The 13,269-nt window shown below is 67.9% G+C and carries 14 protein-coding genes; 7 read left to right on the top strand and 7 right to left on the bottom strand.

Annotated features, from left to right (window positions below):
* Nucleotides 1–22 precede the first annotated feature (22 nt).
* The 3 genes from PGN27_RS08650 (at nucleotide 23) to PGN27_RS08640 (ending at nucleotide 2,530) form a co-directional block, all read left to right on the top strand.
* On the top strand, nucleotides 23–793 hold the full coding sequence (locus tag PGN27_RS08650; RefSeq protein ID WP_335325766.1) for an amidase: 771 nt from the start codon (nucleotides 23–25) through the stop codon (nucleotides 791–793).
* A 423-nt stretch (nucleotides 794–1,216) separates the two neighbouring features.
* On the top strand, nucleotides 1,217–2,233 hold the full coding sequence (locus PGN27_RS08645) for an MmpL3/TtfA transport complex stabilizer (protein ID WP_335325765.1): 1,017 nt from the start codon (nucleotides 1,217–1,219) through the stop codon (nucleotides 2,231–2,233).
* A 39-nt stretch (nucleotides 2,234–2,272) separates the two neighbouring features.
* Nucleotides 2,273–2,530 carry a hypothetical protein gene (locus PGN27_RS08640; protein WP_335325764.1) on the top strand — a complete coding sequence of 86 codons (258 nt, stop codon included), beginning with the start codon at nucleotides 2,273–2,275 and terminating at the stop codon, nucleotides 2,528–2,530.
* On the opposite strand, the gene PGN27_RS08635 is transcribed toward PGN27_RS08640, so the two are convergent.
* The 4 genes from PGN27_RS08635 to PGN27_RS08620 form a co-directional block, all read right to left on the bottom strand.
* A complete protein-coding gene (locus PGN27_RS08635) occupies nucleotides 2,527–3,714 on the bottom strand; it encodes a lipid-transfer protein (protein ID WP_335325763.1) in 1,188 nt (395 codons plus the stop codon). The genes PGN27_RS08640 and PGN27_RS08635 overlap by 4 nt on opposite strands.
* 53 nt (nucleotides 3,715–3,767) lie before the next feature.
* Nucleotides 3,768–4,103 carry a DUF732 domain-containing protein gene (locus PGN27_RS08630; RefSeq protein ID WP_335325762.1) on the bottom strand — a complete coding sequence of 112 codons (336 nt, stop codon included), beginning with the start codon at nucleotides 4,101–4,103 and terminating at the stop codon, nucleotides 3,768–3,770.
* 89 nt (nucleotides 4,104–4,192) lie between these two features.
* Nucleotides 4,193–5,851 (bottom strand): serine/threonine-protein kinase, encoded by a 1,659-nt coding sequence (locus tag PGN27_RS08625; protein ID WP_335325761.1) that lies wholly within the window; start codon nucleotides 5,849–5,851, stop codon nucleotides 4,193–4,195.
* A gap of 29 nt (nucleotides 5,852–5,880) precedes the next feature.
* On the bottom strand, nucleotides 5,881–7,056 hold the full coding sequence (locus tag PGN27_RS08620; RefSeq protein ID WP_335325760.1) for a BTAD domain-containing putative transcriptional regulator: 1,176 nt from the start codon (nucleotides 7,054–7,056) through the stop codon (nucleotides 5,881–5,883).
* A 97-nt stretch (nucleotides 7,057–7,153) separates the two neighbouring features.
* On the opposite strand from PGN27_RS08620, the gene PGN27_RS08615 reads away from it, so the two are divergent.
* Nucleotides 7,154–8,209, top strand: coding sequence for an NAD(P)H-dependent amine dehydrogenase family protein (locus tag PGN27_RS08615; RefSeq protein ID WP_335325759.1), 1,056 nt, complete (start codon nucleotides 7,154–7,156; stop codon nucleotides 8,207–8,209).
* Entirely contained in the window at nucleotides 8,206–9,057 is an 852-nt protein-coding gene (locus tag PGN27_RS08610) for a patatin-like phospholipase family protein (RefSeq protein WP_335325758.1), read from the top strand. The genes PGN27_RS08615 and PGN27_RS08610 overlap by 4 nt, the downstream gene beginning before the upstream one ends.
* On the opposite strand, the gene PGN27_RS08605 is transcribed toward PGN27_RS08610, so the two are convergent.
* Nucleotides 9,054–10,004, bottom strand: coding sequence for a patatin-like phospholipase family protein (locus PGN27_RS08605; RefSeq protein WP_335325757.1), 951 nt, complete (start codon nucleotides 10,002–10,004; stop codon nucleotides 9,054–9,056). The two genes, PGN27_RS08610 and PGN27_RS08605, sit on opposite strands and share 4 nt — an antisense overlap.
* A gap of 96 nt (nucleotides 10,005–10,100) precedes the next feature.
* Nucleotides 10,101–10,523 (bottom strand): lipoprotein LpqV, encoded by a 423-nt coding sequence (locus PGN27_RS08600; protein WP_335325756.1) that lies wholly within the window; start codon nucleotides 10,521–10,523, stop codon nucleotides 10,101–10,103.
* Between the two features lie 124 nt (nucleotides 10,524–10,647).
* On the opposite strand from PGN27_RS08600, the gene PGN27_RS08595 reads away from it, so the two are divergent.
* Together PGN27_RS08595 and PGN27_RS08590 are read left to right on the top strand one after the other, a co-directional pair.
* Nucleotides 10,648–11,196, top strand: coding sequence for a cysteine dioxygenase (locus PGN27_RS08595; RefSeq protein ID WP_335325755.1), 549 nt, complete (start codon nucleotides 10,648–10,650; stop codon nucleotides 11,194–11,196).
* A 5-nt stretch (nucleotides 11,197–11,201) separates the two neighbouring features.
* The gene (locus PGN27_RS08590) at nucleotides 11,202–11,594 is read left to right on the top strand and encodes a rhodanese-like domain-containing protein (protein WP_030136310.1); all 393 of its coding nucleotides are present in this window, start codon (nucleotides 11,202–11,204) and stop codon (nucleotides 11,592–11,594) included.
* On the opposite strand, the gene PGN27_RS08585 is transcribed toward PGN27_RS08590, so the two are convergent.
* Nucleotides 11,577–13,262, bottom strand: a complete 1,686-nt coding sequence (locus tag PGN27_RS08585; RefSeq protein ID WP_335325754.1) for an alpha/beta hydrolase — start codon at nucleotides 13,260–13,262, stop codon at nucleotides 11,577–11,579. The genes PGN27_RS08590 and PGN27_RS08585 overlap by 18 nt on opposite strands.
* Between the last annotated feature and the right edge of the window lie 7 nt (nucleotides 13,263–13,269).

The raw sequence follows: 13,269 nt of genomic DNA, 5'->3' as shown, positions 1-13,269 counted from the left end.
TGCTGTGCACACGACAGTGCTGATGAACAGGCGGCGTGGCCCGCTGGTCGTGCTCGCGATGTCGGCGGTGGTCCTGGCCGCGGCACCGGTCGTCGGTGCGGCCCCCGAATCGGTGGCCGAGTCGGGATCGGTCACGGTTACCGTCAACACCGGTAGTCGCGACCTCAACATCCGGTCGGCACCGTCGGCCGACAGCCAAAAGATCGGAACACTTCCCGACGGTGCACGCATCGTCATCACCTGCTACGCCCGCGGTGCGGTGTTCTCCGGTGGCCCCTATCGGATGTCCACCGATCTGTGGAATCGATTGCCCGACGGCGGCTTTGTCACTGACGCCATGTTGGATACCGGCTCGGACGACCCGGTCGTGCCACCGTGCGCCACCGAGTCGATGACGGTGTCGCAGGCACGCGCCACCGGACGCTCGGTCGCGACCAACCCCGCCGAGAAGGGCAGCGCGGCCTGGGGGGCCATGGAGAAGTGGTTCTTCGCTTCGGGGGAGCGGTCCTACCCGGCTCTGCGCGGCGCACCGCGCGAGCTGGCCGGTGCCGCCAGTGCGGCAGGTTGGACCGTCGTCGACGAACCCATGCAGCGATCGCTGGTGGTGATTCCGCCGGGAGTTCTTGCGGCGCCGGATACCGGGCATATCGCCTGGGTGGACAGGGTGTCGACCCGGCCCGACGGGGCGTATCTGGCGCTGACCGAGATGAATGCCGCGGGCAAGGGACCCAATACCTGGTCGGGGCGCACGGTCAAGGCCGAGCCGGGGTTGCTCTACATCCTGTTGCCCTGAGCCGGGCTGGAGCAGTCAGCAAAACTGCGAGAGGTCGGCTCGCGAATCGATGGAGCTGGTGCCGGTGACGACCGTCACAAAGTTTGCTGGCGCGGCTGCTGTGATCTGGCGCTCACTTTTGAAACGAGCCCTGAGGAATTCGTGTGGGACGGGTGGGGTTCGACTGCGAAAGGCGATTTGCTAATTTGGCAAATGCACTGTTAGCGGCCTGTTCTAAGTTCGCTGTGTGCAGGTCACAACTGTATAACGATCCTTTCCTGAGGGATGTCTGAGATGTTGCGCGCCGGTGAACGGCCGGGGCGACAAGATCACGATTTCGGTGTCACCGTCCGTCGCTAGACTCGCTCACAGGAACGCGTCCGACCTACGGACGCGTGGCGTGATCAAGTGCCGGCGTAGCCACCCGGCGGAGGTGTCGAAGAGATGGCAAGTGTTTCCGTGCGTGCCAACGCCGCAGCGCTGAACGACTCACGAACCGCTTTTGCGGGTTCGGTCACCGTCAACCGCGGCCCCATCGCCGCAGTGGCGGCCAACACCGGCGCCATCCTGGCGGCCAACCTCGGTGACGACAGCATCGCGGTCGTCCGTGCCGATGCCGCCGCCGTGCCGGCCCTGGTCGAGCTCGACGGTGCTCCGGTCGCGGTCAGCTTGACCGAGGACCGCGCCTTCGTGGTCACCAGTGCCGCCGAGGCCGACTGTTTGACCATCGTCGACATCCGTACCAATGCGGTGGTCGCCGAGTATCCGCTGGCATTCACGGTCACCGCCGTCGCGGTCAGCCCCGACGGTAAGCGCGCGTACGCGGCCCGCACCGGTGACGATCATGTCGACATCGCGGTCGTGGATACCACTGCCGACCGGGTCGGCACCATCGATATCGCCGCCGGTGCGGCCACGTCGATCGACGGACTCGGCGTTGACCCGTCCGGTCGACGCCTGTATGTCGGTGTCAGCACCGCGACCGGCAGTCGGCTCGTGGTCGTCGACACCGAGACCGCACGGGTGCATCGGACTGTGGCCATCGGCGCGCCGATCCGGGAGCTCGCGGTCGCGGCCGACGGCACCGTGTACGTGCTGACCTCTGACCTGCGAAACCGCGGCGTCATCAAGATCGTCGATCCGGCCCGGCTCGTCGTGACCGCCGGTTTCGCCGCAGGCACGCTGCCCATCGGCATGGTGCTGTCCGCCGACGGTGCCCGCGCCTACGTCGTGGACTACGACGAGGTTTCGGTCCTGTGCACGCTGACCCACGAGGTGGTGGAGACCATCACCCTGGGTGCCCGCGCGACCTCGATCGCACTCAACACCCCCGGTGACCGGCTGTACATCGCCGACGTGGACGGCCAGATCACCGCGCTGCGGGTGCCTGCGCCGGCGCCGACCTACGCGCCGTTCGACGCGGCGGCTTTCGCCGATATGCGCGAACTGGCGCAGGTCTGATTTCCGTTTAGCGTCCCGCCGAGCGGTAATGCCTGTGGCATGGGTACCGAAAACACCGATGCCACCGGCAATGCCGGGGCCACTTCGGCCAACGATCTCGGTGGCTCCGACGAGCTTTTGAGTCCGGTGGAGGCCACCGACCCGGACGAGATGGGCGCCGACGAAGACGAGGTGCCCGACCCGCCGCAGTCCTGGTCCGCGGCAGACAAATACGGGATGTCTGCCGAGGAGCAGCGGGCTGGGGAAACGCTCGACGATCGGCTGGCGGCCGAGGAACCCGACGTCGCCGGGAACTAACGCTCGGCGCGCTGATAGGCGGTGACCACGGCCGCGCCGCCCAGGCCGATATTGTGCTGCAGCGCCGCGGTGACGTTGTCGACCTGCCGCTTGTCCGCGGAGCCGCGCAGTTGCCAGGTCAGTTCGGCGCATTGGGCCAATCCGGTGGCGCCCAACGGGTGGCCCTTGGAGATCAGTCCGCCGGATGGGTTCACCACCCAGCGTCCGCCGTAGGTCGTGTCATCGTTATCGATCAGCGTGGGCGCCTCGCCGGGTGCGCACAGACCCAGCGCCTCATACAGCAGCAATTCGTTCGCGCTGAAGCAGTCATGCAGTTCGATGACCTGGAAATCCTGCGGGCCGAGCCCCGACTGGTCGTAAACCTGTTGTGCGGCTTGCACATTCATGTCGTAGCCGATGATGTTGGCCGCGCTGCCGTCGAAGGTCGACGCGAAATCGGTGGTCATGGCCTGGCCGACGATCTCGACGGCCTGACCGGCAAGCCCGTGCTGGTCGACGAACGCCTCGCTGGCCAGGATGGCCGCGCCGGACCCGTCGGAGGTGGGTGAGCACTGCAGCTTGGTGAGCGGATCGGAGATCATCTTGGCGGCCAGGATGTCATCGAGGGTGTACTCGTCCTGGAACTGCGCATACGGGTTGTTCACCGAGTGCTTGTGATTCTTGAACCCGATCTTGGCGAAATGCTCTGCGGTGGTGCCGTACTTCTTCATGTGCTCGCGGCCCGCCGCCCCGAACATCCACGGCGCCACGGGGAAACCGAACTCGTCGATCTCGGCAAGGGCCTTCACATGCTTGCCGAGCGGGGATTCGCGGTCCTGTGCGCCGCCCCCGAGCGAACCGGGCTGCATCTTCTCGAATCCCAGCGCAATCGCACAGTCGGCAAGTCCGCCCCGGATCGACTGGGCGGCCAGGTAGAGCGCCGTCGACCCCGTCGAGCAATTGTTGTTGACGTTGACGATGGGGATACCGGTCATGCCGAGTTCGTAGAGCGCGCGCTGTCCGGACGTCGAGTCCCCGGAGCAGTAGCCGACATAGCCCTGCTGGACCTGGTCGTAGGGGATGCCGGCGTCCTCGAGTGCCTTGGTGCCGGACTCACGCGCCATGTCGGGGTAGTCCCAGCCCTCCCGCCGGCCCGGCTTCTCGAATTTGGTCATCCCGACCCCGACGACGAACACCCGGTTCATAGCTGTCCCTTTCGCGCTGCTTTGCGGTCAGGTCAACATAACCCGCCGCTGCGTCAGCCGAAGGCTCCCGCGTGCTGCGGGCAGTAGTAGTCGATCGAGTTGACCAAGAACGCCGCAGCCTGGCGGGCGTTGATGCCGATGTAGTCCATGATTTCCAGCCCGATCGCCGTGGCGCTGATTCCCGAGTCGAGCTCGCTGCACACCTGGTATGCATTGGCGATCACCTCACCGGCCGACTCGTAACCGATGCCCTCGGCGCGCAGATCGGCCAGGAAGGCCGAGTCCGCCGCCGAGGTGACCGCACTCGCCGGCGCGGCAACCAACACCGCGATCGCACCCGTGACCAGGGCGGTACCCGTCAGCTGGAGCAGGCGTGTGGTGCTGTACATCGTGGATCTCCGTCAGAGGCCGACCCGGCGTGTCCGGGTGTGTGCCCACAGGATCCAACGGCGCACTTGGCGGATTCTTGGCGTGCCGATCAGCCGTAGGTCAGCCACCACTGGTGCAGGTCTTCGATGGTTGGGCCCTGAGCGTTGCCGAGGATCAGACCGTCGTTCTTGGTCCAGGTCAGGTCAGGGCCGCCCTCGTACACACCGCACGCGATGGACCCCTCCACTGTGCTGGGGGTCTCGGTGTAGTGCCAGGTGGTGGGCGAGTCGAGGTCGCTTGCCGGGCACGGGAACAGATCGGAAGCCTCGGCGATGGCGTCCTCGAAGTGCGCGCGCAACGCGCCCTGATCAGTGAACAGCGAGTACCGCGACGTCGTGGGACCGCCGGGCAGATCGGACTGCCCGCAGTCGACGGTGGCCAGCGCTCCGGTCACGGGCGGACGCACCGGCTGGCAGACCCCCGGCGCGTAGCCCTGCGGCAGCATCCCCAACAGTTTGTCCGCCATCGCGGCCGGGTCCGGTGCGCGCGTCGTACGGGTGGCCCGGGTCGAGGACGTGTCGGGGGCAGCCGAGGCGCTCGTCTTCGGCCCGGTGGCCCTATTGTCCTCGGGCTGCACCAAAAGGAAGATGCCGACGGCGCCCAGCACCAGGATCAGCACACCGGCCACCGCGGCCACTGGGACCCAGGTCCTCTTCTTCCTCGGCGGTGGTGGTGGTGGTGGGCCTGGTGCGTTCCACTGCGGCCCGGACGGGTACGGGGGCGCGGCGCTGAACGGTCGTGGCGTCACACCGAACCCCGGCGTCGCGCCCGGCGGCGGGGTGGCACCGGGCACCTGCGGCGGCACCCCGAACAACGGACCGGGCATGGTGGCGGCCTCGCCACGCTGCACGATATGGGCGGCTTGGTCCTGATCGCGCACGCTGAGTGCATCGGTAGCAGCCGCGGCCAGGTCCCCGGCGCTGGCGAAGCGGTCGGTTGGCTTCTTGGCCATGCCGCGGGAGATCACCCGGTCGAACGCGGCGGGGATGCCGGGGCGCACCGTGCTGGGCGCAGGCACCGGCTGCATCAGGTGGGCGGTGATGACCATGCTGACACTGTCGCCCGGAAACGGCTGTGAACCGGTCAGGCACTCGTGCAGCACGCAGGTCAGCGCATAGACATCGGCCCGGTAGGTCACCTCGTCGCCGGTGAAGCGCTCGGGCGCCATGTAGGCGTAAGTCCCTACCGCCGTGCCCAATTCGGTGAGTTTCTCATCGCTGGCGGCATTGGCGATACCGAAGTCCACCAGATACGCGAAATCGTCGCGGGTGATCAGGATGTTCTCCGGCTTGACGTCACGATGCATGATGCCGCTCTCGTGTGCGGCGTCCAGAGCGGAGGCGATCTGGCGCACGATGGCGACCGCGCGGGCCGGGGTCATCGGGCCATAGCTCTTGAGGATCTTGCGTAGGTCGGCACCGTTGATCATGCGCATGTCGACATAGAGCACGCCGTCGATCTCGCCGTAATCATGGATCGGCACCACGTGGGGTTCCTGCAGCCGGCCCGCCGAGTGCGCCTCGCGCTGTAACCGCTTGCGAAACACGGGATCGTGGGATACGCCCTGCGGCAACAACTTCAGCGCGACGATGCGGTCCTTCTCGGTGTCCTCGGCCTCGTAGACCTCACCCATGCCGCCGCGCCCGATCAGTCGGCGCAGCCGGTACCTGCCGAACTCCGTTCCGACCCGCGATGTCGGCTCGCTCATCTACCTGCCCCCGTCCGCAATTCGGTTCATCACACTAGTGCGTCGGCGGGAGACTCACCCCCGGTCGCGCGGTCGTGGCGCACGATCTCGAACACATACTCGTGATCGCATACCCGGATGCGATCACCGTGGGTGAGGGTGGCGGTGCCCCGGATGCGCCTTCCGCAGACCTCGACACCGTTGGCCGAGCGCAGATCGGTGATCACGAAGCTGGTGCCGGTATCGATCAGCACGGCGTGATGACGGCTGACCCGCACGTCGTCGAGGACGATGTCGTTGTCGGGCAGGCGGCCGATGCGGGTAGCGGCCGCCGCCAGCGGATGCACCCGGCCGGATTCGGCGCGCAACTGGGCGGGCGCGGACGGTGCGCTCACCGCGGTACGCAGGTCGATCCGCGAGATCTGGTGCACCGCGGTGGTGCGCGCGCTCCGGCGGGCGTCGAGCGGCTCCTGACGCAGGATGCGTTCGGCCAGCAGGCGCACCGTCGGGCCCGGGTCGATACCGAGATCGTCGGCCAGCGTCGTGCGCAGCCGCTGATAGGCGTCGAGGGCATCGGATTGTCGGTCGCTGAGGTAGTAGGCGGTGATCAGCTGTGCCCATAGCGGCTCCCGGTATGGATGCTCGGCCACCAACTGCTCCAACGTACCGATCACGGCATAGCCCCGGTTGCAAGCGATTTCGGCCTCGGCGTGCGCGGTATGGGTGACGACTTTGTCCTCGGTCAACGCCGTCGCGAACGGGCCGACGAACTCGAAGTCGCGCAGATCGTCGAGCACGGGTCCGCGCCACTGTGCCAGCGCCTCGGCAAGGTGAGCGCTCGCCTGCTCGAAGCGGCTTTCGGCGGCAGCCTGCACGCCCGCGTTCTTTGCCGCCACGAAACGGCCGATATCGCAGTGCGGATCCGCGACGCTCAGGCGATACCCGGGCGGGGCGGCGGCCAGCACGGACCGGCCGTCGGCACCCGAACTGCCGATGAGTTTGCGCAGGTTGGACACGTAGGAGTGCAGGCTGGCCTTGGGCTCCGGCGGGGGGAACTGTTCCCAGGCCGCGGTCACCAACGCGTCGCTGCTGACCGGACGGTTGCGGCTCATCACCAGCATGGCCAGCACCGCCCGCTGCTTGGGCGTGCCCAGCGCGACGGGTTCCCCGGCGATGCGCAGTTGCAGCGGACCGAGCACTCCGAAGTCCAGTCCAGGGCTGTCCATGGTCAACGATTGTGCCCGGATGCCCCTTCGCGCCGCCCCGCAAGATGGTAGAACGTGTTCTAGTTTCGCGTAGGACTGGTGATCGGAAGGGGCGGCGATGGCGCTGCGAGTCGTGCAGTGGGCCACCGGCGGAGTGGGCACGGCCGCCATCAAGGGAGTCCTGGACCATCCCGACCTCGAACTCGTGGGTTGCTGGGTGCATTCGGCCGACAAGAACGGCCGTGATGTCGGCGAGCTGATCGGCGGTGATCCCATCGGCGTGCTCGCCACCACCAGCCTCGAGGACATCCTGGCACTCGATGCCGACGCCGTCGTCTATGCGCCGCTGTTGCCGAATCCCGACGAGGTAGCCGCCCTGCTGCGCTCCGGCAAGAACGTCGTCACCCCCGTGGGCTGGGTATATCCCAGCGAGAAGCAGGCCGCGCCGATGCGCGAGGCAGGCCTGGCGGGGAACGCGACCCTGCACGGCACCGGGATAGCCCCCGGCGGTATCAGCGAGAAGTTCCCGATCCTGTTCTCGGCGATGTCCACCGGCGTGACTTTCGTTCGGGCCGAAGAGTTCTCCGATTTGCGCACCTATGATGCGCCCGATGTGGTGCGGCACGTGATGGGTTTCGGTGAGACCCCGGACAAGGCGCTGTCCGGCCCGATGCAGAAACTGCTCGACGGCGGGTTCATCCAGGCCGTGAAGATGTGCGTCGACGCCTTCGGCTTCGCGGCGGATTCAAAAATCGTTGCCCGGCAGGAGATTGCGGTGGCGACCGCGCCGATCGACTCGCCGATAGGAACCATCGAACCGGGCCAGGTGGCCGGCCGGAAGTTCCACTGGGAGGCGCTCGTCGGCGACGAGGTGGTGGTCAGGGTGACGGTGAACTGGTTGATGGGTGAAGAAAACCTCGATCCGCCATGGGATTTCGGACCGCAAGGTCAGCGTTATGAGATGCAGGTCGCGGGCAACCCGGACTTCTCGGTGGTCATCACCGGCTTCCAGGGTGAGGTCGGTGAGCAGGGGCCCGAGCCGGGTGTGGTGGCCACCGCCGCGCACTGCGTCAACTCGATTCCTGCCGTGTGCGCGGCACCGCCCGGGGTGGCGACCTATCTGGACCTGCCGTTGTTCGGCGCCAAGGCCGCACCCGGCCTGCATCGAGGATGACCGAGCTCGCGCTGGTGCTCGCCGGTGGCGGGTTGGCCGGTATCGCTTGGGAGACCGGTGTGCTGGCCGGTATCGCCGAGCAGTCGCCGCAGACCGCCGCCGCCGTGTTGGGTGCCGACGTGCTGGTGGGCACGTCGGCCGGATCGGCGGTGGCGGCGCAGATCGGCAGCTGTACCGCCATCGCCCGGCTGTACGACCGTCAGGTCGCCGCCGACACCCACGAGCTCGATCCCGGCGTCAGCATCGAGGACATCACGGCGGTCTTCCTGCAAGCGCTGACCGGCACCAGGGACAACGCCGAGCGGCTGCGGCGCATCGGCGAGATCGCGCTGGACGCCGATACCGTGCCCGAATCGACACGTCGGGCGATCATCGGGCACCGGTTGCCCTCGCACGACTGGCCGCGGCGGGCGCTGCGGATCACCGCCATCGACACCGCATCCGGTGAGCTGGCGGTGTTCACCGCCGACTCCGGGGTGCCGTTGGTCGACGCCGTCGCGGCGAGCTGTGCGGTGCCGGGGGTGTGGCCCCCGGTGACCATCGGGGCCGCGCGCTATATGGACGGGGGAGTGCTCAGCACCGTGCACATGCCGGTGGCGGCGGACTGCGGCCGCGCGGTGGTGCTGGTGCCCGCCGGGGCGGACGCCCCGGCACCGTTCGGTGACGGGGCCGCCACCGAGATCGCCGCATTCGGTGGTACGACGTTCGCGGTGTTCGCCGATGACGACGCGCTGGCCGCGTTCGGAGCCAACCCGTTGGACCCCGCCTGCCGCGTGCCGTCGGCCGTCGCCGGATTCGCACAGGGCCGCCGGGTGGCCGCGGCGCTGAGCGGGTTCCTTGGCGACTAGTCCATGGCGTCGAGGGCGGCCGCCGCGAGCTCCTGACCGATCTCGATGACCTCCTCGGCGCGGTGATACTCCAGGCTGCGGCAGGCCGTGCGCGGCACCTCGATCAGCAGATCCGGCGGATAGGTCGCCAGCGTGTGCCGGGCCAGTGCGGCCTGGGCGATATCGATGGTGCGGTTCATGATCTCGAAGCTGCCGAGCCGCGGTAGCGCGGGCACACCCTCGGCGGGTTCCTCCGGTGCCTCGTCCAGCGCGCTGCTGAACCGGCCGAGTACTGATTTGGCGGCCGGGCTGTCCATCATCCGCTGTGCGGTGGCGGTGTCGAGCAATGCCGTTGTGCTGCGCCACATCCTGCCGAGGAACTCGGTGGTCACCCGCGGCTGCGGCGTGTTGATCCCCGGCGCGGGGTCGTCACCGGACAGGCTCACCGCGATGGTCAGGTCGGCGTTGACGGCCGCGATCGGCGCCATCGGCAACGGGTCGAGGATGCCGCCATCGGCCAGCAACCGCCCGTCGAGCAGATGCGGGGTGAAGATCCCCGGTATTGCGATCGACGCGCGGATCGCGTCATCGAGCGGGCCGCGTTGCAGCCACACCGCCTTTCCGCTGATCAGATCGGTGGCCACCGACGTGTACGGGATGGGCAGCGCCTCGATGGTGACATCGCCGAGAATATCGCGCACGGCGTCCAGGATCTTCTCCGCACGCAGCACGCCAGGGGAGTTCAAGGACGGGTCGAGCAGGCGCAGCACCGCGCGCTGGGTCAGCGAGCTCGCCCAGTGCGAGAACTCGTCGAGCTTGCCCGCCGCGTGCAGACCGCCGACGAGGGCGCCCATCGACGATCCGGCGACGCCGACGATCTCATAGCCCCGGTCCTGCAGCTCGTTGATGACCCCGATGTGCGCGTACCCGCGCGCACCCCCGCTGCCCAGCGCCAGCGCAATCCGCATGGCCCCATTCTGGTGCACCGGAGTCGTCGGTCGCGTGGACTGTGACGATCACGATGCCACGCGGGTACGGGCCTTCTGCTCGCCGTGATCGCAACCTCAGCCGCACTCGCCGCGCGATGCTGCGTTGGCGGCCATGATGACCCCGGCCTGGCGGGCCGGGGTCAGCTCCGTCCACGCGGCGTTGAAGCTGCCGGGGCCCGCGGCGCCGCCGCTCTGCAAGGTCTTCAGGTAGGTCTCCACCGGCTCCCGGTGCTCGTCGAACCACCGCTTGGCAGCCAGGCAGGCCTGGCCGTATTCGGATTCGGTGGCGTCGGATGGGACGTCGACGACGGTGGTCACCCCATCGGGTGACACCCGCACCGCTCCGCTGACGGCGGCCTCCGCCGGCAGTCGGGGCGTATCGCTCGCCGGCGTCTGCGAGGGTGTCGCGCTGGCCGTCGGCTCGGGTTCTGCGGAGCTGCACCCGGCGAGCAGGGCGACGGCGGCGGTGGCGAGCAGAGCTATCGGGTAGCGGCGCATGAGGCCAATCTATGCAACACTCGCGTCCATGACCGAGAGGGCTCAGAACGTGGGTGTGCGGGGTTGTTGTCGCGCTCGTTGAGTGCGCCGACCCGTCCCTATCTTTTTCTGGAGTTCCGTTTCCATGGTTGCCCCACTGCTCGCCCCGCCCGCTGTGTCCGCGCCCACCCGGTTGCGCCTTCCCGACCTGCTCGCCGCCACCGACCGGTGCGCTGATGACGTGCTCTCCGGCCGGTACGACCGGCTGATCGACAGGGACCGACTACCCGTCGACGAGCGTTGGTATCGGCGGCTCTACGGGGACGACGAACTCGACATCTGGCTGATCAGCTGGGTGCCCGACAAGTCGACCGAACTGCACGATCACGGCGGATCGCTCGGTGCGCTGACGGTGGTCTCCGGTGCGCTGCGTGAAACCCGTTGGGATGGCACCGAATTACGTAACCGTCAGTTGGAAGCCGGTGATCAGGCCGCATTCCCGCTCGGCTGGGTGCACGATGTGGTGTGGGCGCGCGAGTCGGTGTCGGCGGGCGGGGTTGCGGTGCCGGCGGCGCCGACACTGAGTGTGCACGCCTACTCGCCGCCACTGACCGCGATGTCGTACTACTCGGTGACCGAGCGCAACACCCTGCGTCGCAGCCGCACCGAACTGACCGATGCCCCGGAAGGATAGGACGCATGCCCAGTCGCATCGACGCGGTGCTCGCCGCCGCCAGGTCCCGGTTGCGTCGGCTCCCCGCCGCCGATGTTCCTGCCGCGCTGCGCCGTGGCGCACTGCTGGTGGACATCCGGCCGGGTTGGCAGCGGGCGCAGGAGGGTGAGGTCGCCGCGTCTCCGCAGGTCCTTGTCATCGAACGTAACCATCTGGAATGGCGGTGCGACCCGACCAGCGAGGCCCGCATCCCCGAGGCCGTCGACGATGACGTGGAATGGATCGTGCTGTGCTCGGAGGGCTACACCTCCAGCCTGGCCGCCGCGGCGTTGCAGGACCTCGGTCTACACCGGGCCACCGACGTCATCGGCGGTTATCACGCCCTGCCCGCCGAACTGCGGTCAGCTGTTCTCGTCTGAGCGCAGAATCGGCCGCAGCTTGTCGGTCTTGGCCGGCGTCCAGCCCGGCGGCTGCAGGATCGCCGCCCACGCGTTGGCGACATCGCGCACGTAGACGTGGCCATGGCCGTCGGGCACATCCACCGCGACCGCCATATCGGCGGACACCTGCAGGAAGGTCACCACCGGGATCCACTCCATCCGGGGTGAGACGTCGTAACCGCGGGGTTCCCTGAGCCAATCGGGTTTGGCGAACAGCAGATCCGGGTTCCACCACGAGATCGGGTCCGACGCATGCTGCAGATAGACCACGCGCGGTTGCCCCCACGGCGCATCCGGCCTGCCCAGATCCTGTTCGGCGCGGGCCGAGAACCGGACGTTCTCCCCGCGGTCGTAGATCGGCAGCCACTCCGGGGATCCCGCGTCGCGATCGCGGGTGAGTGTCGTCCAGATGGTGTTCTTGAACGTTGGACCGCTGAACAGCGCCCCGTCGGTGCGGGCGATCAGATTGTTCAGTGCCAGGAACGGGGCCTCGCCGCCGAATGAACCCAGGCTTTCGCCGAACACCACCAGTTTGGGGCGTTCGGCCTGCGGCATCTCACGCACCAACGCGTCGACCGCCTCGAACAGCGCCTGCCCGGCCTGCAGCGCGTTCTCCTGGTCGACGAGGAACGAGATCCAGCTGGGGAGGAACGAGTACTGCATCGACACGATCGCGGTGTCGCCGTTGTACATGTATTCCAGCGCGGAGGCCTCGGCCTCGTTGACCCAGCCGGTTCCGGTGGTGGTGGCGATCGCGATGACCGCGCGGTCCAGCCCGCCGGTGCGGCGCAGTTCCTCGGCGGCCAGTGCGGCGTCGGCCTTGAGATTGTCGCCCGAGTTCAGCCCGGCGTAGGCGCGAATCGGTTCGGTGGCCGGTGCCCCGTTGAACGCGGTCAGCTCCTCCACCGTCGGGCCACCTGCGACGAAGTTGCGACCCTGATGCCCCAGCGACTCCCAACTGACCAGTGACTGCGGGCCACCGGACCGCAAAGTCGATGTGGGAGCGGCATTGTCGGGATCATCCTCGTTGTTGACGTTCTCGAACGTGCTGTTGATGGTGGTCATCGCGAAGCGCACCACGATCCCGTTGAGTAACGCGATGCTCAGCGCGAGCACCAGCGCCACCGCCACCACACCGGAAACCCGCGGCGGCGCGATGCGCTCCAGTTGGCGCACCAGGTAACGGATCAGCTTGCCGACCAGCTGACCGAGCTCGACGAACACGAACAGGAAAACGATCGCCAACACGGCGGTCAGCGGATGATCCCAGAACCCGAGCCGCGGCACCCCCATCAGATCCCGGATATCGTCCTGCCACACATGGAAGTAGACGATCGCCGCGATCTGCCCGATGACACCGACCACGACCAGGATCAGCCAGGCCCGCTTCGGCGGCGGCGGGGTGCTGTCCCGCGACAGCATGTACCGGAACAGCCAGACACCGAAAACGCCGAGCCCATAGCCGATACCGCCGGCCGCGCCGCTGACGAGGCCCTGGAACAACGGCCCGCGCGGTAACAGCGACGGTGTCAGCGACAGCCAGATGAAAACCAGGCCGACCGCCGTACCGGTGAAGGTGTAGTGCCGAATCCACCACGCGCGCTTGGGTGGCGCGTCGGGAGCTTGCGGTGCGGCGGTGGCGGTCACCGCTCGA

The sequence above is a fragment of the Mycolicibacterium neoaurum genome, assembly GCF_036946495.1.
GTDB classification, from domain to species: domain Bacteria; phylum Actinomycetota; class Actinomycetes; order Mycobacteriales; family Mycobacteriaceae; genus Mycobacterium; species Mycobacterium neoaurum_B.
The sequence above is the reverse complement of the archived record's forward strand: the minus strand, read 5'-3'. Positions and strand labels throughout refer to the sequence as shown.